The organism is Paenibacillus sp. FSL H8-0048, assembly GCF_038002825.1.
Taxonomy (GTDB): domain Bacteria; phylum Bacillota; class Bacilli; order Paenibacillales; family Paenibacillaceae; genus Paenibacillus_AQ.
Genome location: NZ_JBBODF010000001.1, coordinates 1696937 through 1721577 on the forward strand (window position 1 = coordinate 1696937; position 24641 = coordinate 1721577).

The 24641-nt window shown below is 54.8% G+C and carries 15 protein-coding genes; 3 read left to right on the forward strand and 12 right to left on the reverse strand.

Annotated features, from left to right (window positions below):
• Positions 1-124 precede the first annotated feature (124 nt).
• Positions 125-1924, forward strand: coding sequence for a sensor histidine kinase (locus NSU18_RS07545; RefSeq protein ID WP_341020766.1), 1800 nt, complete (start codon positions 125-127; stop codon positions 1922-1924).
• Positions 1914-3521, forward strand: coding sequence for a response regulator transcription factor (locus tag NSU18_RS07550; RefSeq protein WP_341148690.1), 1608 nt, complete (start codon positions 1914-1916; stop codon positions 3519-3521). The genes NSU18_RS07545 and NSU18_RS07550 overlap by 11 nt, the downstream gene beginning before the upstream one ends.
• Before the next feature lie 258 nt (positions 3522-3779).
• On the opposite strand, the gene NSU18_RS07555 is transcribed toward NSU18_RS07550, so the two are convergent.
• From NSU18_RS07555 to NSU18_RS07580, 6 genes are all read right to left on the reverse strand, one after another.
• Entirely contained in the window at positions 3780-5129 is a 1350-nt protein-coding gene (locus NSU18_RS07555; RefSeq protein ID WP_341148691.1) for an ABC transporter substrate-binding protein, read from the reverse strand.
• A 23-nt stretch (positions 5130-5152) separates the two neighbouring features.
• Positions 5153-5983, reverse strand: coding sequence for a carbohydrate ABC transporter permease (locus NSU18_RS07560; RefSeq protein WP_341020761.1), 831 nt, complete (start codon positions 5981-5983; stop codon positions 5153-5155).
• Between the two features lie 11 nt (positions 5984-5994).
• On the reverse strand, positions 5995-6894 hold the full coding sequence (locus NSU18_RS07565) for a carbohydrate ABC transporter permease (RefSeq protein ID WP_341148692.1): 900 nt from the start codon (positions 6892-6894) through the stop codon (positions 5995-5997).
• Between the two features lie 220 nt (positions 6895-7114).
• On the reverse strand, positions 7115-8428 hold the full coding sequence (locus tag NSU18_RS07570) for an ABC transporter substrate-binding protein (protein ID WP_341148693.1): 1314 nt from the start codon (positions 8426-8428) through the stop codon (positions 7115-7117).
• Positions 8429-8627: 199 nt separating this feature from the next.
• On the reverse strand, positions 8628-10214 hold the full coding sequence (locus tag NSU18_RS07575) for a response regulator (protein WP_341151001.1): 1587 nt from the start codon (positions 10212-10214) through the stop codon (positions 8628-8630).
• 2 nt (positions 10215-10216) lie between these two features.
• Positions 10217-11992, reverse strand: a complete 1776-nt coding sequence (locus NSU18_RS07580) for a sensor histidine kinase (RefSeq protein WP_341148694.1) — start codon at positions 11990-11992, stop codon at positions 10217-10219.
• A gap of 610 nt (positions 11993-12602) precedes the next feature.
• On the opposite strand from NSU18_RS07580, the gene NSU18_RS07585 reads away from it, so the two are divergent.
• Entirely contained in the window at positions 12603-17855 is a 5253-nt protein-coding gene (locus NSU18_RS07585; protein WP_341148695.1) for an S-layer homology domain-containing protein, read from the forward strand.
• Between the two features lie 637 nt (positions 17856-18492).
• On the opposite strand, the gene NSU18_RS07590 is transcribed toward NSU18_RS07585, so the two are convergent.
• The 6 genes from NSU18_RS07590 to NSU18_RS07615 all read right to left on the reverse strand — a co-directional run bounded on the left by NSU18_RS07590 (position 18493) and on the right by NSU18_RS07615 (position 24520).
• Entirely contained in the window at positions 18493-18696 is a 204-nt protein-coding gene (locus NSU18_RS07590) for a hypothetical protein (protein WP_036693380.1), read from the reverse strand.
• Between the two features lie 22 nt (positions 18697-18718).
• Entirely contained in the window at positions 18719-19882 is a 1164-nt protein-coding gene (locus NSU18_RS07595; protein WP_341148696.1) for a glycoside hydrolase family 27 protein, read from the reverse strand.
• Between the two features lie 566 nt (positions 19883-20448).
• The gene (locus tag NSU18_RS07600; RefSeq protein ID WP_341148697.1) at positions 20449-20982 is read right to left on the reverse strand and encodes a hypothetical protein; all 534 of its coding nucleotides are present in this window, start codon (positions 20980-20982) and stop codon (positions 20449-20451) included.
• Positions 20983-21035: 53 nt separating this feature from the next.
• The gene (locus NSU18_RS07605; RefSeq protein WP_341148273.1) at positions 21036-22268 is read right to left on the reverse strand and encodes an IS110 family transposase; all 1233 of its coding nucleotides are present in this window, start codon (positions 22266-22268) and stop codon (positions 21036-21038) included.
• Between the two features lie 257 nt (positions 22269-22525).
• A complete protein-coding gene (locus NSU18_RS07610) occupies positions 22526-22729 on the reverse strand; it encodes a hypothetical protein (RefSeq protein ID WP_341148698.1) in 204 nt (67 codons plus the stop codon).
• Between the two features lie 84 nt (positions 22730-22813).
• Complete coding sequence (locus tag NSU18_RS07615) at positions 22814-24520, reverse strand: RICIN domain-containing protein (RefSeq protein ID WP_341020744.1); 1707 nt, start codon at positions 24518-24520, stop codon at positions 22814-22816.
• Between the last annotated feature and the right edge of the window lie 121 nt (positions 24521-24641).

Genomic DNA, 24641 nt, shown 5'->3' on the forward strand with positions numbered 1-24641 from the left:
AATTTATCTGTGGCGAAAACTTTGTATAGCATTATTTTTTCTAAATTGAAAAAATTATTGGATGAGCCGAACCGCAGAATCAAGTACCATAAGTCTGTGAAGGTCTACTACGGGAGGGATATTAATGAAAGAAAAGCACAGGCTCAGTCAGCTCTCCTTCCGGCAAAAGCTAATCCTTACCTCCATCGCCTGCCTGGTCATTCCGGCACTGGGGATGCTATATATTACCAATGTCTATTCCAAGCTGATTATCCGGGAGCATTCCTTGGAGAAGTCCACGCAGTCCCTGAGAATTGTCCAGTCGCAGATTGATGTGATCTTCGAAGAGATGGTATCGGTGTCGAATTTCGTCCATTTCGATCCGGAGATCAAGACCCTGCTGGAGGATGCCAAGACCAATCCCGTAGCAGCGCGGACCCTGACCAGCCGCCTGGAGCAGGTGGCCGGAGACACCATTGATCTGCGGATCACCCTGCTGGACAAGGAAGGACATGCCTATTCCGATTATTCCTTCTATGATTATGATCCCCGGCAATTTCTGAAGCGGCGCTGGTTCGCTACGCTGGAGCAGCTCCCGCCGTATGACACCTTATTTATGGGAGCAGAGGACAACTATCTGACCTCCCTGAAGGCTGAGCAGCCGTATATCTTCATGACAGCGCGTGCCTTAAGAGAAGAAACGACTTCCGCCCCCTACGCTTACCTGATTGTCAGCCGCAGTGAGGCTTCGATCCGTGAGCGGTTTGCTTCACTGGAAGAGGATGTGTATCTGCTGGATGAAGAGGATAACATTCTGTCGAACCGCAGCCATGAGCTGATAGGCACAAGCTTTGACAAGCTGCTGCCTGTAGATGAGCTGGCCTTCCCTGATATCGTCAAGTTCAAGGGGGAGAACCAGCTCCTCCTCTCGCTGCCGCTGAAATATGCCAAATGGAAGTTGATCAGTGTCGCTCCCTATGAGCAGCTGACGGAACGGTTGAACGGGATGAACCGGACCGGCCTGATTATTCAGACAGTGTTTGCGCTCAGCTTCTTGTTCGCGCTTACTGTTCTGCTGCGGAGATTCACCAAGCCCGTGCTTGTCCTGGGCAAGGCGGCGCGCCGGGTCGAGGACGGAGATCTCATGGTCCGCTCGGGCATCCGGGGAACCGATGAGATCGGCAGCCTCGGGCACTCCTTCGATAACATGCTGGACCGGGTGCAGCTGATGCTCAGACAGGTGGAGACGGAGCAGGAATTGAAGCGCCAGGCGGAAATTGCGATGCTGCAGGCCCAGATCAACCCGCATTTTCTGTTCAATGTGCTTAGCTCGATCCGGCTCAAGCTGCTCATGAAGCAGGATGAGGAGAATGCTGCTATAGTCGGCTCCCTATCTGCTATGCTGCGGGCCAGCTTTTCCAGCCGGGAGGAATTCGTCTCGATTGCCAGTGAGCTTGATTTCACCAAACAGTATATGGAATTAATGCGGTTCACGATGAGATATCCTACGGATTATGCAGTGCATGTGGACAAAGAGCTGCTGCTGGAGACAGTGCCAAGGTTCATCCTGCAGCCTATTATTGAGAATGCTTACAAGCACGGGTTCCTGCAGGGCGGAGGACGGGTGGTCATTACCATCGGACTCGTTCAGTCCAGGCTGACCATTCACATTGAGGACAACGGCACGGGAATGGAGGAGCATACGCTCGCCGCCCTGCTTCAGCACATCAGGCAGAAGGATGCGGAGATAGGCGCCTTGAGTGCTGACGGGACGCCCGTGGCTGAGCCCGCTCACGGCATCGGATTAATCAACGTCTACCAGCGGCTCAAGCTAATCTACGGGGAGCGCTTCGAGATGAACATTGAGAGCATTCACGGGGAGCGAACCACCGTACAGTTAATCATGCCCGTGAAGCGGATAGGAGCAGATATTCATGACCTATAAAGTAGTACTAGCAGATGATCATTATCCTGTCCTGGAGTATTTAAGTGCTGCGATCCCTTGGGACACCCTCGGCCTTGAATTGTCGGCTTGCTGCTCGGACGGCAGACAGGCCTGGGAAGCCTGCCAGCTGCATCAGCCGGATATTCTGCTTACGGATATCGGCATGCCGGCGATGAATGGACTGGAATTAATCCGGAAGGCGCGGGAGATGAACCCTCAGCTGCAGACGATTATCCTGTCCTGCCACGGGGAATTCGAATATGCCCAGCAGGCTGTGAAGCTGAATGTGGCCGAATATATATTGAAGGAGAGCCTGCAGATCGATCAAGTGATTGCTGTATTAACGGAGGCGGTAGCCCGGCTGGAGGTGAAGCTGAAATCCCGTAACCACTACCTCCAGATGGAGAAGCTGGTCAGCCAGAACCACGCCGCCATCCGGACCAGGTTCATCCGCATGTTCGTGGAGCAGCCGGTCTGGGATGAAGCCGAGTGGTTCGGACAAGCCGAAGCGATGGGCATCAGCCTGCACCAAGGCACCCCGTATCTGCCCGTACTGGCGGTCCCGGAGCGCTCCTATGAGCTGGAACGGCGGTTCAGCGGAGTGGTGAACCTGCAGTTCGTGATGGATAATGTGCTGCAGGAATTCCTGGAGATCGATGGCATTATCCAGTTCGCGCTGACGGAACGGCAGTTCATCCTGTTCATTCCTTTGCCGCATATCCTCGTCCGCAATCTGTATGAGGAGTTCCGTGATCATTTCCGGCATGTTCAGAGAATGGCGAAGCTGCATTTGCGGATGGGGATTTCCTTCTTTTACGGGGAGGCTACTCCAAGTCTGATTGACATCAAGAAGCAGATTCAGGCGCTGCTGGATTCCCATGCCCTGCGATTCTATACCGCCGAGGGGGCGATTATGAAGTATGCGCCTGTCCAGACCAGCGGCGAGGACCTGTTCGTGCATTATTCGGAGATTCTACAGCAGCTAAGGGACTGCATTCAGCAGGAGGACAGCTCGCAGATTGCGGCCAAGGTCAGGGAGATTAAGCAGTATATCGGGGACCAGAAATATCCGGTAGAGAGTGTGAAGAGCTGGCTGCTCAAGATGGTGATGGAGCTGGAATTGAAATATGTAGTCATGCAGAACTTCGTCAACAACTTCAACAGTGAGCGGCTTCAGCGCTCGATCCAGGAATTCGAAACGCTGGAGCAGCTCATGGAATGGCTGGAGGAATTCCTGAAGGATAAAATACTCATGCTGAGCTCCATGTGGAAGCAGAATGTCCGCAAAGAGGTCGCTGAAGCCAAACGTTATGTCATGAATCATATCAGCGAGAAGGTTGGAATGGAGGAGATGGCGAAGCGCCTGGGCCTGAACCCCACCCATTTCAGCCGGTTATTCCGTCTGGAGACCGGACTGACCTTCATTGAGTACGTAACGAGGGTGAAAATGGAGCAGGCCCGCGATCTCCTGAATCAGACGAACCTGACCATCGTGGAGATCGCGGAGCAGCTTGGCTATGACAACGTCAGCTACTTCATCAAGCTGTTCCGTAACTTCTCCGGCATGACTCCGGCGGAATTCCGCAAGTCGCTGTAGGCGGGAACGGGAGGAAGAATGGGGCATCGGGGTGATGCCGGGAGCACTGACTAGACTACAAGTGAAAGGGAACTCTGCGGGAATACCGGATGGGCAGCGAAGCAATTCCGAGGAACAGCGCCCGCAGCAACCATTAAGTTGAGACCTTCAGAATTCGGCGTATGCGGGCCGATTGCCGGAATGAGAGGGATAAATCCCTCTGAATTCGGCGTATGCGGGCCGATTGCCGGAATGAGAGGGATAAATCCCTCCCGTCAGCTATCGGGCTGCCCGCCGCTTAGCCGCAGCCTCATCAACCGCCCGCTGGATGCCGGCCAGGGCGGTCTCCAGCGGCTGTCCGGCCAGATATTGATTGACCCCCTCCAGAATCTTCACCTGGAGCGATTCCGTCGATACCGTATGCGGCCAGTATAGGGTCGCATCCTCGCGCGTCACTGCAGCGGCAATGGACGAGACCGAATCGCTGCGGTCCGTGGGCGCCGAGATGACGGATGGCACGGCGAGTGCGCCTGCGGCCAGCTTCTCCTGCGTGGCTCTGCCGTTCATGAACGCCACGAACTGCTTGGCCTCCTCCGGATGCTCCGTCCGGGAGCTGATGACACGGTACGTACCGACATTGATGTTCGGCACCGTCCGCACACTGCCCGGCACCATCATGAAGCGGATATCCTGCGCCGGATTCCGCTCCTTGATGCTGGGAATATCCCAGGTTCCGGTAATGATCATAGCTGCCCGGCCCGTGCCCACCAGGTCCTTCGCCTGCTCATGCTTCAGGCTCTTCCAGTTCGGCGGCACCAGCCCCCGGTCAATGATCTCCCGGTGCTTCTTGATTGCATCGGTGAACACCGGATCATCAATAGTGATCTCCCCGCGCTCCAGCTTCTTCGTCCAGGCGGCATCCGCCCCGTTGTCCGACATGATTGAACCCCAAAAGAACTGGGCCGTAGACCATTCCGCATCCATCGCTACCGGAATCACCCCGGCCTCCTTCAGCTTCAGGCAGAGCGCCAGGAACTCATCCCAGGTGCGCGGGACTGCCAGTCCCAGCTCATCGAACAGGGTCTTGTTGTACAGCAGCCCGTCGCTGTGCATCACTTCAGGAGCGCCGTATACCCTGCCGTCAATAGTTACCGGCAGCAGTGAATTGGGGTAGAACTCCTTAAGGAATTCAGCGCCCGTCAGGTCCAGATACATATCGCTGCGCAGAGCGCGGAATTCCTCGAACAGACTGGGCGACCATGTATCGAATACATCCACCCTCTCGCCACCCAGCAGCCTGATCTTGATCCCTGCCGTGTAATTATTATTCTGAATAAAGTCGGCTTCAATCTTAATCCCGGGATGCAGACGTTCAAATTCGGCAATCGCATCGAAATATACCTTGCCCGCCTGCGCCGTATCCAGCAGATAGCTGGAGTAGCGGAGGGTGACAGGTTCATCTTCACCGGGCAGCTGGCTGGACAGAAGGGAGGCGTCCGTGCGCTCCTGTGCATCACAGCCAGCCAGCACGAAGAGCAGCAGTGCAGCGGCGCACAGTCTCCCGGTTCTTCTTGCCATCATGGGCTTCTCTCCCTCCTTCAGCCATTCTCCCTCTATTCTGACGGACATCTCCGTTTCCCGTCAACGGGTCATCAGAGCTTGCCGCCCGAGGTGGCAATGCCTTCAATGAACTGCCGCTGGAACAGAATGTAGATCAGCAGCATCGGCCAGATGGCCAGCACGGAAGCCGCCATCAGCTCAGGATAGTCCACGGAGAAGGCGCTCTGAATTTTCGCCAGGGCCGAGGAGAGGGTCGCTGCATCCGAGCTGGTGTTAACGATCATCGGCCACATCAGGTCTTTAAAGGAGAAGAGAGCCGTGAAGATGCCGAGTGCAACCAGGCCGGAGCGGACCAGCGGGAGCATTATTCTGGCGAAGGTCTGGCCGATATTACAGCCGTCGATCTTCGCCGCCTCCTCGAGCTCCTTCGGCAGCCCCATGAAGAACTGCCGCAGCAGGAACGTGCCGAAGGCGCTGACCAGCCCGGGGAACAGCAGAGCGAAGATCGTATTGCGCATCCCCAGCGCATCCACCATCAGATATTGCGGGATGATGAAGATCTGGGTCGGCACCATCATCTGGAACAGCACCAGACTGAAGCAGAAGTCACGCCCCGGAAATCTCAGCCTCGCAAAAGCATACGCTGCCATTGCACTGAACATCACCGCGCACAGCACCCGCAGAGCCATCATCGCAAACGTATTCCAGTACAGCATCAAAAAGTTATTTTGCCGCCAGACCTCTATGTAATTCTCCCATCTCCAGGTCCTAGGAAGGAATACAAACGGATTCATGGAGGTCGATTCCGTCACCGTCTTGAAGGAGGTGAGCAGCATCCAGGCGAAGGGCAGAATCATTGCGGCCGCTCCCAGGAGGAGCACAGTGTGGGACAGAATACGGTTATAACGCTTCGGATTATCCATGTTGCACCCTCCTACATGTAGTTGACCCATTTTTTCTGCGCCCGCATCTGAAAGAACGTAATGATCATAATCAGTGTGAGCAGCACCAGTACAACTGCCGAGCCATAGCCCTTGTTCGAGTATTTGAACGAATTATTATAGAACAGATACACCAGCGATACGGTATGATCATAAGCCGGGTTGGTCACATCAATCATCATGTAGATCACGTCGAAGACCTGCATCGCCTGAATGACCGAGGTCACCACTACAAAGAACAGGGTTGGCGAGACCAGCGGCAGGGTGATCATGAAGAATTGCCGTACTCTGCTGGCCCCGTCGATATCAGACGCTTCATAAAAGTCCTTCGGGATCTCCTGCAGACCGGCGAGCAGCAGCACCATATTGTAGCCGATCACGCTCCAGATGCCGATTATGGCGATGGAGATCAGCGCAACACGCGGATCAGTCGTCCAATTGACCGCCGGCAGGCCCACTCTGGACAGCCCGTAATTCATCAGGCCATAATGCTGGTTGTACATCCACCGCCAGACCATGGTGACCGCTGCGGGTGCAGCGACCATCGGGATGAAGTAGATCGTGCGGTACAGCGAGCGGCCCACGAGCTTGCCGTTCAGCAGCACGGCCACCAGCATAGCGATAGCCACACTTGCAGGTACAACCAGCAGAGTATACAGCAGGGTATTACCTACAGCATGCCACACCTGCGGATCATGAATCAGCTTATTGTAATTGTCCCACCCGATGTAGATGTTGCCTTTGCCGAAGTCTCCGCTCTTGAAGAAGCTCAGGTACGCGGTCTGGATAATCGGAATAAAATTGAGCACCAGCAGCCCGAGCATGGTGGGTGCGATCAGCAGCCAGCCCCAGTACCATTCGTTCCGGGTGGCAGCTCCTATTCTTCTCTTCACGGGTTGATTCATGGACTCACCTCTCAAGCGGAAAGGATTTGCCGTCCTTGTAGGGGACGCATCGTTATATTTCAAGTGGAAACGGCTTTGCCGTCCTTTTGAAGGACGGTACCGTTTCAGTGAGAAAGATAAGGATAGTTATAGCGCGAAGCATATAAATTCTTATCTTTCCAGTCAAACCCGCGGCCACCCTCAGGGCGCCGCGGTCCTGTTCTCAAGCTTATTTCTCTTCCGCCAAGCTCTCATTCATCACCTTAGCCGCATTCTTCGCGGCTTCCGCTACCGGTATCTTGCCGGTGAACGCAGGCTTAAGCGCTTCATAGGCCTTGTCTTCCCAGACCGCCGTTGTATTGGAATAGGGACGGATCACGCCATAGCTGACCATATCCACGAAGGCTTTGATGTTGAAGGTCTTGTTGGAATCCACCCACTTATCGGCTGCGCCTGTGTATGCGGAGATCGCTACGCCAAGCTCTGCCTGCCGCTCCTGACCTGCCTTGGAGCTCAGGTATTCCACGAACTTCCAAGCTTCCTCAGGATGCTTGGTCTTGGCATCAATGGCATTGCCGAGGCCGTTATAGATCGAGGCCTGCTTCTCCTTCTTCGGCAGCACAGCCACATCGAAATTCTTAGCCATGTATTCATTCTCCGTGAAGCCGCTCAGGTTCCAGGAGCCGAACAGCCCCATGGCCGCCTTACCGTTCTTCAGCAGATCGGCACGCTCGGCATCGCCGTAGACCTCAGGTGACAATCCCTCACGCACCAGGCCGATATAGAAATCAAGCGCTTCAATGGTCTTGGGATCATCGTAGCCTGATTTTTTATCCGCTGTAATAATGGTTCCGCCGTTCTGATAGACGAAGTTGTAATACCCCTCCTGATTATGCAGCGGAGCAAGAAAGCCATAGACCCCGTCCTTTGTAAGCGTCTTGGCCGCCTGCTTCAGATCATCCCAGGTCCAATTCTCATCCGGGTGCTGAATGCCCGCCTGATCGAACAGCGTCTTGTTATACCACAGCCCGATCGTGTCAAAATCCTTCGGCACCGCGTACTGCTTGCCGTTCAGGTTATAGATCTGGTTTAGACCTTCCGGGTAATTCTCCAGCTTCACCTCGGTGCTCTTGCCGATCCGGTCTGTGAGATCAAGCAGCATGCCGTTGCTGGCATAGCGGTAAATCTCGTTCGAGTGCATCCAGAAGACATCCGGCAGCGAGCCTCCGGTAGCTCCGGCCTCCAGCATCGTCCAATAATCGGACCAGCCGGTCACTTCAATATTGACCTTGATGTCCGGGTTCTTAGCCTCGAATTCATCGGCGATGGTCCGCAGGCCCTTCTCCTGATTGGAATCCCAGATTGCATAGGTCAGCTGGACCTTCTCTCCGCTTGCTTGCTGTGTTGCCGCCGCCTCTGCAGGCGCGCTTGCCGATGGGGCAGCTGCCTTGTTATTGCCGTTGCCGTTGCCGTTACCGCATGCGGTCAAGGTGGCCGCTGTAAGCAGGATGGACAATACGGCCGCTAAGCCTTTTTTCTTCACTAGAATTACCCCCAACTTCCATTTAGGATATGCTGCATCTGCTGCATCTCCAATGGTAGGCGAACCCCGCCGCTCCCGGAATGGCCGTTTTTTACGGAAACATTCCCTTTTTTGACCAATCCCCGGAAGCGGCAAAAAGTGCACCCGCAGCGGATGCACTTCTTTTACAGACTCTGTTCTTTTTTTGACAATTGCCACTCTAGCCCCGGTATTCCTCAGGACTTATGCCGTTCAGCTTCTTGAACAGCTTGCTGAAATACGCGGTGTTCGGATAGCCCACGCGCTCGGCAACCTCATAGACCTTGACGTTCCTGTCCCTTAGCATGCTCTTGGCCTTCTCCATACGCAGCCGGGTCAGGAAGCTGACGAAGTTCTCGCCCGTCTCCTGCTTGAACACCCGGCTGAGATAGGAGGCATTCACGTTAATCTGCTCCGCCACCGACTGCAGCGAGATATCCTCTGCGTAGAGCCGCATCATCAGCTCACTCGCCTGCTCCGCATAGCTCCGGGAGGATTGTCCCTGCGACATCTGCGCTCTGCATTGCTCCAGATAACCGGTAATGAGCCCGTGCAGCCCCTGCAGACTCTCCTCCCCGAGGATGCTCTCATACAGGGTCAGCCCAGCCTCGTTCGGCTCGGGCAGTGCCGGGAAGCAGGACTGAATGACCGCCAGCATCCTGATATAGACTAAGCGCGCTGCCTGCTTCGTGCAGCCTTCCTGCAGCAAGGACTCCTTCAAGCGGTTCAGGAAGGCTATCGCCTCCCCGCTGCCGCTCTCTGTATCCTGCCTGAATCTGCGCAGGGCAGACTTGTCGAGGTTCAGCCGTTCTCCGCTTCTCTGCCTGCTGCGGGCCTGATCGTAGAAGCACAGGCCGCTGCCGTTCTCCAGGAACAGTGCATCCAGGGCCATGTCGGCCTCCTGGTATGCACGCTTCAGCCGGTCGAAGCCGGAGGCCGGAGCGCTGACGCCGATCGACAGGGTCAGCTTCAGGAAATCCTTCATCGCCTCTTGGATCTTGGCGGCGGCGCGTTCGATCTCCGCGCGCACAATCCGCCCTTCCTCTCCGAGATCAAGCAGCAGCACATATTCTGCGGAATTCATGACGATGATCTCCTTCGCCCGTTTGCGGGGCAGGATCTCCTCCAGAATATTCGCCACTGAATAGCGCAGCAGCTTCTCGTCCTGCTCCACATACTTGCGCCGCAGCTGGTCGAACCGGTTGATCCGCAGCTTCATCAGTACCATCGGCTGATCCGGCAGGCGGATGTGCAGCGCTTCGCGCCGGGCGAGCACCTCTTCGGCGCCCTTGAAGCCGCTCAGCACTTCCTTGAACAGCATCTCCTTCAAATGCTCGATGCTCTCCCTGTAGGACCCGGGCGGCATTCCGGCGGAGCCGCCTGCGGAGAGGCGGACGGCCCGCTTTTTGACTGTCTCCAGCACATTCACCAGCTGCTGCGGCTTCATATCGCTCTTGATCAGATAGTCCGCCGCCCCAAGCCGGAGCGCCTCCTGCGCATACTGGAATTCCTCCAGACAGCTAAGGATGACGAATTGCCCGCCGATGTCCAGCCGCCGGGCCTCGCGGATCAGCTCCAGGCCGTCCATCACCGGCATTTTGATATCCGTAATAATCAGATCCGGCCGGTGCGTCCTGGCCAGCTCCAGCGCCTCGCGCCCGTTGGCGGCTTCGCCCAGAATCGTGAATCCTTCATCTTCCCATTGGATGATCGACTTCAGACCGATACGCATCAGCAGCTCATCATCCACGATAATCACACCCAGCATACTCAATAGTCCCCCTTCCTGTCCCGAATGGGAATGGTGATCACGAATACTGCACCCTGCTCCGGGCTGCTCTCGAATGATACCCCATACGGCTCGCCGTATAACCGGCGTACACGCTGATGCACATTGATCACCCCGATGCCGCCGCTGTCCTCTGCGCCGCCCAGCCTGCTGCGCAGCTTCGCAGCCGCCTCAGCGCTCATGCCTGCGCCGTTGTCCTTTACCGTAATGGTGAGTTCTGCAGTTCCGGCCTGTCTGACTTCGATGGACAGCAGTCCGTCCTCCTGGTCGGCAATCCCGTGGAAGATCGCATTCTCCACCAGCGGCTGGATGCTCAGCTTCGGAATCTCCTGCTCCGCAAGGGTCTCCTCCACCTCAGAGCGGAATTCGATCCGGTTGAAATATCGCACCTTCTGAATGACGATATAATGCCTGATGTGCTCCAGCTCCTCACGGACCGGCACCAGCCGGTTGTCCGTCTTGGCGGTATAACGGAGCATGGAGATTAGCGCCCCGGTCATCTCGACAATTTTCTCCGACTGCTGCATGGTGGCGATCCATTTGACCGAATTCAAGGTATTATACAGGAAATGGGGGCTGATCTGCGCCTGCAATGCACGGATCTCGGCCTCCACCTTCTGCTCCTGCTCCACGTAGATCCGCTCCACCAGCTGCTTCAGCTCTGCAGACATCTGCTCGAACCGGCTGGCCATCACCCCGATCTCATCATTCGAGCGGACCGCCGGCAGATTATCGAATTTCCCCTGCTCCACCAGCGTCATATTGCGGATCAGCTGCTTGATCGGACGGGTGATCAGATTCGACATATACACCGAACTGGCCAGGGCAAACAGGATAAGCACAACAGCAATCGTCCACAGGTTGCGCTTCAGGATGTCGCCTTCGACCGCCAGCTCTTCCACCGGCATATACATATAAGTCTTCCAGTTATGGACCTCAAACGGCGATTGGATGAGAATATAGTTCTTCCCGGCTACGCGGACTATCTGCCTGCCTGAACCTGCGGCGAGTTCTTCCTCACGCACCGGAAAGAGTGTCCTGAACGGCTTGCCGATCAGGTTATAATTGTTGTTGAATATAATCCTACCGCTGTCATCGGTAACGGTGAAGGCTGAACGGTTGCCTGCCTCCATCCGCTTGTTCAGCCGGTTGATGAAATCTATGTCTACACTTACCGCCATAACGCCGAGCAGCTTGCCGTTCTCCATATCGAAGATTTTGCGCAGATTGTAGATCGTCCAGTTGTTGTCCGCCTTGGTCTGCCGGTCCAGCCGGGTCGGCAAATCCCGCGTAATATCGTCAGAACGCAGGAATTCGGTGAACCAGTCCTCCTTGCGGGGGTTGTAGGTATAATCGACAGGCTTGTTCGGGGCCACATAGAGATCGCTGCCATTCACCAAATTGTAGACATAGATAGAAATGGCGCGGTCCTTCATTGTTATGTAGTTCATCAGCAGCTGCGTGGCCTGTAGCTCGTTCGTCACGGAGCTCTCGTGCAGATAGTTCTGCACCGGATAATTCTCCTGAGAGACGGCAGAAATGTAGCTATTGATTCCATAGCTGGCGATAAGCGAAATCTGCTTGGTGTCCTCCAGGAATTCCTCAATGCGGATATTCGACTGTCTCGTCACATCGGCCAGCAGGTCCGTATATTTGCGTTCAAGCATCTGCTGCGAGGAGATATAGGAGTTCACGAACAGGATCACAACCGGAATCAGAATGGCCAGCAGAAAAAAGAACAGCATTTTGTTCTTCACGCTCACAAAACGGCGGCTGGGCTTCAAAGGGAAGGGTGCTTTCAAGTCATAACCTCCGGCAGCAGAGTTTTGTGGAATACCTTTAATGATAGACTCCCGGCTGCGTTCCCGCCACCCTGCTCTGCATGTCTTTTTTTTACTCTTTTCGTTCCCTTTTTTACATGTACCGGAATTACGGAGGAAGGGCTGGAAGAATTCTGCGGCTACCGCTCAAGCTCCCCGGGCTGCCCGCTCCAGGCAGTAACCCAGACACGTAAAGAAAAGAACAAAAACAGTAAAAAAGCTTGATTTTATAGTAAGAGTCATTCCCTTAACATTCTCGGTGAAGCGAAACAGCCATGACAGGGAGGTTGCGGTGCCTATGCGGAGATAGCGGGTGAGGGGATAAGAAAGCGTTCCAAGTGCGGGGGCCTTCACGGCAGACTGTGCAGACGATCATCACCGTAAGGACATTAGGACATTAGGCAAAGGTATCTCAAAAAACAAAAGAGGTGAGTATCTATTGAGGCTATATCTTAAGCGTTCACTGATATCTATACTGGCAATTCTGACTCTCCTGCCCTCCAGTTTGGCAAGCGCTTCCAACGTTCCCCCTGCAGACCCGGTTCCTGTGGAAGATGCTGTATGGGTGACTGAGCCGGTGTTAGTAACCGATCCGGTTACGGCACCTGATTCTGATGAAGCACCTGATGCACCGGTGGAGCCTGAGCCTGCTGTGGCTCCTGCGACCTCGTCAGGGCCAGATACGGCCGCAAGGCCGGAGGCTGCTCCTGTTCAGGAGACTGCGCCTCAAGTCCAGATGAAAGCCGCCGCTGAAGCGTCCCCGCTGTTCCAGTGGAGCTTCCGCTCCGGGCAGGTGATTGGCCGCACCTCGGTAGTGAACAGCGTCTACCCCGATGCGGCCGCTGAACGCGCCGAGCTGAAGGGAGTAGCTTCCATTGTCTATGACGAACAGCGCGGAGACGTCCTCTCCTTGCCCGGCGGCGGGAACGGTACTGCTTGGCTGAAGCTGCCCGATCAGCTCTACAGCGGGATCAAGGATGAGCTGTCCATCTCCTTTTGGGCCAACATTGACTCTTCGGCTAACGCTTATACCCGTCTGCTGTCCTCCACGATTACCGAGAAGGGGCTGACGAATGCCGGGGTAAGCGGCTGGCAGGACTCGGAGTTCATTATGATCGCCGGGGACGGCACGTTCAGCAACCGGATCTATACCGGGACGAACCCAAGCCAGATTGCCAGCTACAAAGGCGATATCGTCTGGAACCGCAACCCGGCCAAGGGCAAATGGCAGCAGGTGACCGTCACTATGACCAGCAGCGGAGCCTATGAGATCTACCTGAACGGCGTCCCGGTTGGCATCAAGGGACTGGATCAGAGCAAAAGCTCATCAGGTGCAACGATGGTTTCGGTACTCCAGCACTTTTTTGCGCGTGACTATCTGGACGCCCTGAAGTTCAATGCGTTCGGCAGGTCGCTCTACACCTCGGATGGAGATATCAAGGGGAGATTCGACGACCTGCGGATCTACAATGTCCAGCTCACGGCCAGTCAGGTCAGCGCACTCTATACAGCGACCAAGCATGAAGAGGTCATTGTAACTAACCCGGCCAAAATAACAGTCGATCTCGCCGACCGCTCGCTAGGACCTGTATACCACGGGGCTTCCGGCGCTCTGTATGCCCTCAGTGAGCCGAACGTGCCGGATATCAACACGCTGATACCGATCAAGCCCTCGCATATCTCGCAGAAGCCGCCGAACGGCATCCAGCATCCTACAGGCGATGCGCTCAGAGTGTCTGATTATTTCTTCGAGGCTGGCGGGGAAGCCGTAAATATCGTCATGCAGGATTATTACCAGCACTGGTATTATCCTTCCAGAACGGCAGAGGAATATATCCAGGAAGCAGTCATTCCGATCACCACGGCGGTCAAAGCCTACAAGGATCAATGGGCAGCGGAGAATCCGGGCCGCAATGTCAATTCCAGCTTCATCTATATCCCGTTCAATGAGCCTGAACAGAATAATACCCGTTATCCCCAGCTGCTGTCCGACAGCCAGACGGGGAAGAACTCCAGAGCCGTGTTCAATGCCGACTGGCTCGCCGTAGTCAAGAAGATCAAAGAAATCGATCCCGGTGCAGTCATTTCCGGCGTTAATTTGACCCAGTACGGGGCTAAAGTCTTCGAGGATTTCATTCCCTTCTGTGTGGAGAATGATTGTCTGCCCGATATCATCAGCTGGCATATGCTGTGGGACAAAGCCTTCAATCAGGCGGCCTCGAACGTCACAACCTTCCGAGCAGTGGAAGCGAAGTCCTTACAGCGCTATAAAGAGCTGTACCCGGACCGCCCTCTTCCCTTCCCGCTCAAAGTCGATATTAATGAATATGCGGCCACTTCAGAGATCGCTGTGGGCGGCTCGCTTATCCATTACATCGCACGTTACGATGAGCTGAAGATGAACAGCATGCTGCCGTATTGGAATACGGCCAACTCCTACGGGTCCCTGCTCGCCGGACAGAACGAGCCGAACGGGGCATGGTGGCTCTACAAGTGGTATGCCGACATGATGGGCGGCGACATGGCTAAGGTCAATGTGATTAACGCCAGAGCTGAGAATGACGCCTTCGGCCCCGGCCTGTACGGGTTAACTTCGATTCAAGACCAGAAGCAGCAGGTCAGTATCGCCTTCGGCGGGACCCAAGGCGACGGTCAGATCGTGTTCAACAACGTCACCGGTAACGGGAACAGCCCTTCCTTCCTGGCAGGAGCTGAAGAAGTGCATGTCTCTGTCTTCTATGCGGGTTATACCGGCCTGACCGGCTTCCTGGTGGAGCCTGCGCAGATTCTGAACCGCAATCTTCCGGTCAAGAACGGCTCGGTTACGCTGGGGATTAACCTGAATGATTACACCTCGGCCTATTATGCCGTCATTACACCAGCGGTGGGCCATGCTCCGAAGGAGACTTTCGTCAAGCGTTACGAAGCGGAGAATGCAGAGGTACAGACGAATGTGTCCAAGGTGGACCAATACCCGCGCAAGAGTACGGGGCGCTCGTCTTCGAACGGCCAGTATGTGTCAGGCATCAAGGCAGCGGACAGCCTCGTGAAATGGACTTCGGTAACCGTTCCTGCAGATGGGAACTACCGGCTGGATCTGATTGGCGGCAGCGGCGCGACCGCTTCGCTGCGTAATCAATCGAACACGGGTGATGCGAATCAGCGCATCAATTCCGAATGGTTCGTCAAAATTGACGATCAGCCGGCAGCCAAAATCGTACTGCGTGCTGACTACAATATGCAACTGCTTGGCGGCAATACGTTACTCGCCGATCTGACGGAGGGCACCCATTCCATCGGCATCAGCAGAACCAACCCGGACACGGGAGAAGCAGGCCAGGGCGAATCCACTCTGGATGCCATCGAGCTGACGTATAACGGGCTGCCTGGCGCACTTCCGAATTATCGTGTGCAGGCGGAATTCGCCGACTATGATTCAGAGCAGGGCTTGTCCCGGGCCGGCAGCCTGGAAGGCTTCGAGGGGGCCGGATATGTGAGCGGCTACGGCGGCAGCCAAGCAGCGAACACGCGGTTCGTCCTCAGCGTTCTGGAGGACGGGATGTATGAGCTGACAGCGCGCTATGCTTCTGCGGACAGCGGGAAGCTGCAGCTTGCCCATGACCGCAAGCCTCTGATTGATCTCCCTGTGGTGAATACGAACGGTCAATGGCAGGATGCCAAAGCTCCAGTCTTCCTGCGCAAAGGCATTAACCTGATCGACGTGCACTCCAGCGCGGCGCTCAGTCTGGATTACATTAATGCAGCCTTTGTAAATAAGGCCGCTCTATATTCTGTGGAGGCTGAGGCGGCAACCGTGGTCGGAACGCCTGCCGGTTCCGAGCTGCCGCTTATCCGGGAGGATGCGTTCGCCAAATACGCCTCCGGCGGCAAATATGTGAGTGGCATTACCACTTACGACGGGGCAGAGCGCTATCTGGAGCTTGGGAACATTAACGCGCCTAAGGCAGGCACCTACAAGCTGGTGGTCACTTATGCTAACGGTGAAAGTGCGGGAACCCATGCTTACAACAATGATGTCGTTGAGCGTTATGCGCAAGTAAGCGTCAACGGCGGCGAACCTCAGACGGTCTACTTCAAGAACACCATCTCCTGGCAGCAATTTGCTACCCAGACGCTGGATGTGGAGCTGAAGGCAGGCATGAATACGATCCGCTTCTCCAACAATAATACGTACAACGGCGGCTCCAACCCCTATGGCGGAAGCGGCGCGCAAGGCTTCACGCCTTACACGGCGGTTCCACGCCAGTACACACCGGCATTCGACCGGTTTGATCTGTATGCCCGCCACACGCTTGAAGTAAGCGGCGGCGATAACGGCGGCGGCGATAACGGCGGCGGCGATAATGGCGGCGGCGGTAATAGCGGCGGCGATAATGGCGGCGGCGATAATGGCGGCGGCGATAATGGCGGCGGCGATAATGGCGGCGGCGATAATGGCGGCGGCGATAATGGCGGCGGCGATAATGGCGGCGGCGATAATGGCGGCGGCGGTAATGGCGGCGGCGATAATGGCGGCGGCGGTAATGGCGGCGGCGGTAATGGCGGCGGCGATAATGGCGGCGGCGATAATGGCGGCGGCGGTAATGGCGGCGGCGGTAATGGCAGCGGCGGTAATAGCGGCGGTGGCAATGGCGGGATTTCTAGTGGTAATGGTGGAAGTAGCACTAGTAATACTACCGTCGGTTCGGTGCAGACTGTAGCTCCGGGCAGCAATCAGCTTAACGTTGAAGCTACGGTTAACGGCACCTTGGCAACAGCCACTCTGGACGCCAAGCAGGTTCAGGCGGCAGAGCAGATTACGGTTACCTCTACACTAGGCACCATCCACTTCCCTGTGAGGGCTCTTAATCCGGCAGCGCTGGGGCAGCAACTGGGCAGTGAGAGCTGGAAGCTTACCGTCAGCATGACGATACTCCCGGAAGAGCGGCAGCAAGCGATAAGTCAAGCTGCCCTCTCTGCTCAAGGCCAGCTCATCGGCCAGGCGGTAGAATATACGGTGAAGGCGGAGGCTGGCGGCAAGTCGGTGGAGATCCCGGGCTTCGGCAGCAGCTATGCCCGGCATACCCTGCCGCTCAGCACTCCGGTGAACAGCCGCAATGCGACAGTCGTGAGGCTGGAGAATAACGGCAGCTTCACCTTCGTCCCGGCAGTTTTTAACGGAAGCGAAGCATCTTTCTACAGTCCTAGCAACGGTACATTTACTGTAATCTCAAGCAACAGGACCTTTGCAGACATGAACGGCCACTGGGCACAGGAAGCTGTCCACAAGCTGGCCTCCAAGATTATTCTGACTGGCTTAACAGACAGCCAATTCGCACCGGACAGTACCACAACGCGCGCTGAATTCGCAGCGATGATCGTCCGTGCGCTCGGCTTCTCCTCTTCTGGTCCGGCAGCCAGTTCGTTCAAGGATATCCCCGCCGGTGCATGGTACGCCGGAAGCGTCGGGACAGCCGCTGAGCTGGGCCTGGTGCGGGGTGGAACGGACAATACCTTCCGGCCGGGCGACAAGGTTACACGCCAGGAGATGACAGCCATCCTGGTGAAGGCTATGGCCCTTGCAGGTGCGCCGCTCCCAGATTCAGCGTCACAGCAAGCAGCGTTCAAGGACGCAGGCCAGATTGCCGACTGGGCACAGCAGGATGTTGCCAAGGCGGTTCAGGCAGGTCTGATCACCGGAACGCCTGACGGGCAATTCCACCCGGGCCAATCGGCCACCCGCGCGGAGGCCGCTACTGTGATTCTAAGATTACTGGAGCAGGCGGGCTTCGTGAACTGACCCGCTAGATACTGGTTGGTTACTTACAGGGCACACTCATAGTCAATAACAAACAGAGCAGCAGTCTTTGGGTATTGAATACCGGAGATATGCTGCTCTGTTTATTCAATTACGCCTCCCTCGCAATGGGCTCAATCTACCATCTATTCCTCCCAATCCCCCCTGGCCGTTCACTCCAGCACCTAGAGGGATATCTCTCTCACATTTGCTCATTCTGCTACATCCGGCCCATTCAGAGGGATTTATCCCTCTCATTTCCGCATTCTGTCTACTTCCAGGCCCATTCAGAGGGATTTATCCCTCTCATTTCCGCATTCCGTCTACTTCCGGCCCATTCAGAGGGATTTATCCCTCTCATTTCCGCATTCCGTCTACTTCCAGCCCATTCAGAGGGATTTATACATCTCATTTCCACATTCCGTCTACTTCCGGCCCATTCAGAGGGATTTATACATCTCATTTCCACATTCCGTCTACATCCGGCCCATTCAGAGGGATTTATCCCTCTCACTTCCTGCATCTAGCCTACTGTTGACTGTTAATTGGGATTCCATAGGTACGCTCAGCCGAAACAGGCCTGTCCCACACAAGCGCTAATGCCTTGCGGAACAGACCTAATTTTACATTTTGGCAGGTGTTAACGGAACAACACGCATTTTCCCGATTCCCGGAAATACTTAATCAGCCGCTCAATCGGCTCTCGTCCGCATTTCAACTGAACGCCGAGGCAGTCGATGCACAGGAAATCTTGGGCATTGCGCGTGACCAGCTTCAGGTAAATCGCCACATCATCTGTCATCAGCGGAACACCGCATTGCCTGCAGGTTCTGTTCATGCTCATACGCTTCTCTTCTTTCTTGTCTCTATACCAGCTTCGCCCGCACGATCAGACAGTCATGGGCTGGCACGACCGGAGCGAAGCGTTCTCTGAACACCCCAAGCTCCTTGTGCTCCCAGCAGTCATACAGGGACAGCGATTTGCCGGAGGCATACGGAAGTCCGAAATCCCAGAATTGCAGCGACATCTCTCGCTGACCGTCACTCAGATTGAAGAACCCGATGGCCAGGTCACCGTCTGCCAATACTTTTACCAGCATGAATACTTCATTGGTATGGAACCACTGCGGCTCAGGCTTAATGCGGTAAGCTCCGCGGCCCTCGATATCCTGGTTAATAGCAATCAGATCCGGGTTAAGCAGAATATTCTTGGTCGCTTCATTTACTTTCCGGATGTCACTGCCGATCATCAGCGGAGAACCCAGCAGGCTCCACAGCGAGAAGTGGGTCTTGTACTCCACATCCGTGCAGCCGCCAATCTGACTGCCGATGAAGTCACTGTTGCTGCCCCCGTACATGCCGACAACGAGCATATCCAGGTCATTGTGGCAGTAGGCCCCGGTGTAGGCGGCTTTGTCAAGCTGCGACAGCGCGAGGGTCTTGATCGATTCCCAGCTGTCCTGAATGTCGCCGGTAGACCGGTACATATGTGCGCCGGATTCACGAATCCACTGGTAGACATTATCCTCGCCCCAATTACATGCGGAGAAAAGAATATCCCGTCCGCAGTTCTTAAGCGCAAGACTCATCCGTTTGTACAGCAGCTCCCCCGACATATGTCTGGGCTTGAAGCAGTAATCATATTTAAGAAAATCTACACCCCACTCCGCCAGCGACGCAGCATCCTGGAATTCATGCTCGAAGCTGCCCGGATACCCGGCGCAGGTATGTGTTCCCACACAAGAGTACATCCCGAACTTCAGTCCTTTGGAGTGAATGTAATCTGCAACCGCCTTCATTCCGTTCGGGAATTTGACCGGATCTGCGACCAGCTTGCCATCCTTGTCCCGTTCTTTCAGGCTCCAGCAGTCGTCAATAACAATGTATTCGTACCCTGCATCCTTATATCCGTCGGCTGCGAGCGTGTCAGCTGCTTCCCGGATCAATTGCTCGTTGATATCCCAAGTAAAAGTGTTCCACGAATTCCATCCCATCGGCGGCGTTAAGCCGAGCTGTTGCTGTTTGTCCATAATTTGTATTCATTCCTTTCGCATTATGACAGATATTGATCCCTGGGTAAAATGCTGTATTCTTTATGTATTTAATCACACAAACCCTTTATAATACATAGCTTAACGTTGCTTTTGTATGGATGTATGTTGCTTTTCATATATAAGGAGTGAGAGAGTGGAAGGTGTAAAGAGCTTGGTTTGTTTTATGCGGATTGTGATGCTTGTGGGCGCGAATGCAGCAACTTCGAGGGGACTGGGCGGGTAGGCTGGTTGAAAAATCATACCTTCTCTGGCCCTGCTGCAAGCAAAACTACTTGTGTCATCTCTTCTCTCTCGGAAATAGGTGGAAAAACGTACCTTAGTTTACTGGAATCTCAGGATTGGGCGGGAGTAAGTGGAAAAGGAGCAACTATTTAGTTTGATCTCGTCACTTTGGTGGAAATGCGCAAAATTAAGTGTTGTTTTTCCAACCGTTGGCGCAGGAGAAGCCTTTCATTCATCAGCAAGTGTATAAAAGGCAACTGTTTCCCTCCACACATTTGCGCCCGGCCCTCCAGCCTCCGACACCCGTCTCCCGCACCTCTTCACACGCCCGATGTAATCGGTTTTTCGATTACATTTCCCCCTCGCGCCTCCGCAGCGCCCAATGTAATCGGTTTTTCGATTACATTGGGCCCGCGCGCCTCCGCAGCGCCCGATGTAATCGGTTTTTCGATTACATTCAGCCCGCACGCCTCCGTAGCGCCGAATGTAATCGGTTTTTCGATTACATTTCCCCCACGCGCCTCCGCAGCGCTGAATGTAATCGGTTTTTCGATTACATTTCCCCCACGCCCCTCCGCAGCGCCGAATGTAATCGGTTTTTCGATTACATTTCCCCCACGCGCCTCCGCAGCGCCGAATGTAATCGGTTTTTCGATTACATTCAGCCCACGCCCCTCCGCAGCGCCGAATGTAATCGGTTTTTCGATTACATTTCCCCCACGCGCCTCCGCAGCGCCGAATGTAATCGGTTTTTTGATTACATTTCCCCCACGCGCCTCCGCAGCGCTGAATGTAATCGGTTTAATACGAAAATAAAAGTACCGGAAAATGCGCAGCAGAACGGGTTTTGACAAAAAAAGACCCACCGCCCCAAAAAAACGTTTCGTTTTTTTTGAAAAAGGGAAGACTATTGGATAGGATTTAATTGCACGCTATATCCTAACTGCTGGATATAGTTCACGTACCTATCTAACGTGTTTTTCTTGGACGTCTCATCGCCTAGTGAGACGTCTATTTCTTGGTATGACCTCTTCTCCCGCATCAGGGCATGGAGGATTCGAATCAGCAAATGCGCGGTGGCGACGTTTGCTTTTTTATCGCCTCTTCTCTTACGTATTCGTCGAAAAAATTGGCCGATCCGGTTCGAGGAGCGAGAGTTCGCCCAAGCCGCCTGACACAAGGCCCCTTTCAGATGCTTGTTCCCTTGCATCGTTTTTGACTTTCTTCGCTTTCCCGCGCTTTCGTTGTTCCCTGGACACACCCCCGCCCATGATGCAAACTGCGCATCACTCGGGAACATTTCCGCGACATGCGGCCCCACTTCGGCAAAGATGGTCACGGCAGACGTCCGCTCAATTCCTGGAATGGAGTCAATTTGTTCAATCACCTCCAGGTACGGTTCTGCCTTCGCCTCGATTCGAGCTTCCAGCTCCGTGATCCTTTTCTCCAAATAGACCAAGTGGTCCCAGTGGTCTCGAATCATCTCGCGGTGATGACGGCGCAACTTGCCATTGAGCGCGTCTAGCAACTGCGGAACTTTCTTTTTCAAACGGGTTTTGACCAGGTTTTTAACGGTCCCTTCGTCGATGACCTCGCCGTCCATGATCTTCTGGAGCAGGCCCCGTCCCGAAACCCCATATAGATCGGACATAAAGGTGGTTAGCTTAATGTTGGCATCCTGCAGGATTTTGTGAATGCGGTTTTTCTCCGCCGTCACCGCCTGCACCATCTTACTCCGGTAACGGGTCAAGTCTCGCAAATCCCGGATGTCTTGTTCGGGCACCATACTGCCTTCAATGAGCCCGCAACGGTGCAATTGCGCTAACCAGCGCGCATCTTGCATGTCACTTTTTCGACCCGGCGTATTCTTTACCCGCTGGGCGTTGGCCAAGACCAGATCACAACTGCCCTCTAAGATGTTCCATACCGGTTTCCATAACACGCCCGTACTCTCCATCACCACCTCCCGACAGCCTTGTTCACTCAGCCAATCTTGCAGGCCTAGCAATTCTTTGGTTGTCGTCCCAAAGGTTTTCAGGTGACATTGGGGTTTCTGTTCGATCGGTCCTTTCAACACGCAGGCCACAACGGTTTCCTGGTGCACGTCCAGACCGGCGCAACACATACGTACAGCATCCATTCCAATCATCCTCCATCGTCAGCTTACAAATCATGCGCTCGAGTGAGTGTAATTTAATACACGTACTTTTGGGGGCTACAATAGGCGATGCTCGAAAAGCGCAATAGAACAGTTTTTCGCACGGGGTGTATCCCAGTAACCGTTTCCGCCCTTTGATTTGTATATGTAGTGTTGACGACTACAGCCTCTTTTAGAATGGATGCGACGGATGCCACCCACTTATTTTCATTCCTGGGGGTGACAAGGTCTCTGTCTTGTCATGCCTGTTTTTCGATTACATTCAGCCCACGCCCCTCCGCAGCGCCGAATGTAATCGGTTTTTCGATTACATTGAGCCCACGCGCCTCCGCAGCGCCCAATGTAATCGGTTTTTCGATTACATTGAGCCCACGCCCCTCCGCAGCGCCGAATGTAATCGGTTTTTCGATTACATTTCCCCAACGCGCCTGCCGTACGCTCAAAAAATCCCCCTTCCCCCCACACGGCAATCCGGTACTGTCCCGGACCGCCCCGTAGATGGAGAAGGGGGCTTTTACCATTAAGCTCTAGTTCACCTGAACCAGCTTCCATTGCTGGTGCAGGTCGCCGCGGTAGAGGTTCTGCTGGAGCTTCGCGCCGTCTGCGGTGGAGGCTCCTGTGACTTCGACTGCCTTGTTACTGTTCACATTGAGAATGCTCCAGTAGCCGTTGCTCAGCTTGATGAGCCGGAACTGCTGGGCGGTGTTGTTCAAATCCTGCATCAGCTGGATGGCTTCGCCGTTGTTCTTCGTGCCGTTACGCACATCCATCACCTTGTTGTCAGAGGAGTTCACGCTGCGCAGCCGGTAAATATTGTTATACGTGCCCATATCCGTAACCGTCCATTGCTGAGCCAGTGCGGTGTTCTCCGGCCACTGCTGGAGCTGAAGGGAATTCGTATTCTGCCCGTTCGGAACGTCAATCGCTTTGCCTGACCCCCGGTTGATCAGCTTATACTTCGCATTGTTGGTGACTCCGTTCCACACCCCGTTCCAAGGGTTGAACTGGGCCCGCTCGTAGTACCATTCGAAGATAAAGCGCGCCATGCCGTCGCGGACCGTATTGCCGTCATAGAGCAATCCGCCGTCCGGATCGGCGAAGGAGCTTTTGGGACCGGGATCGAGCAGGAAGCCGTTCATATGGACGGCAATGCTGACATTGCCGGCGGCAGTGAAGATTGCTTTGGTATTCTTGCCGAAGCCTGCGTTCGTACCGTTGAACAGATCCCAATACGAGGAGTCGCCCGGCTGGTTCTTGAACCAGGTGGTTTCAGTAATATTGATCGGGTAAGCATCGGCCGCTGGCTTGATGCTGCTATCCCATATCTGCTGAAGCGAGTTGTAGTTGTCATAAGCGCCGTAGCCCGGGTACCAGTGCACGGCATATCCGTAATTGTTAAGCGGATCGGTCAGCGGACTGGATGCCGTCAGCTGATAATGCTGATCCCAGCCAAGTCCGGAAGCCCAGATCACATTGTCCGCGCCCTTGCTGCGGATGGTTGAGATCATCGAGTTCTGGAAGTTTTTCAAAGAATTCCAGAACGCCGCGAAGTTCGGCTGGGAGGGATTGCCGCCCCATTGTCCGTTCACATCGCTCAGCACCGGCTCGTTCACCAGCTCGAACATCACATTATCCGCGCTCTTGAGTCCCGGCTGGGAGGCCAGATAACCCCAGATCTGATTGAACTTGTCCAGGTTAGCCTGGGTAGTCGCCTTGTTGTCCAGCAGGGTGAAGTCCAGTCCCAGCGTGACATACAGCCCCTTCGTCTTCGCGTACTCTACATAAGGAATGATCAGATTCTGGGTAGCTGCCTGAAGGCCCGCGAAGTTATACGTTCCTGCAGCGACATCGCCCATATCCTCCCGGTCGATGAACAAGCGGACCTGATTCGAGTACCAGCCGTGGCTGTTCCCGTATTTGCCGGAGGTGCTGGTGAAGGTATCTGTGATCTCCTTCAGGTACTCCAGAGTGGCCTTATGCCGGTTCCCGCCGTTGCGGTTCAGATAATAATTGCTGTTCTGATACGTCCAGTAAGCCCCGGTAGGCTGATGCCAGCCGCTCAGCAGTACAGGCTGTCCGCTGCTGTTCACCAGCTGATTGCCGCTAACATGCAGCTTGGGAACAGGCGAACCCTCCCAAGCGCTTGCCTTGCCGCCGCCGGACTGCATTGGCGTCAGCAGCAGGGCCAGCATCACCAGCAGCTTCATGGATAAGCTTAACTTCCTTTTTCTCACAGATACCCATCTCCTTCTCATTTCATGGAATCGGCGGATGCCGTCTTAATGAAAGCGAATACATCTGAATTGTACTCTGCGCGGAGACGGGCGGAAACCTGTGTGATTATAGTTGATAGAC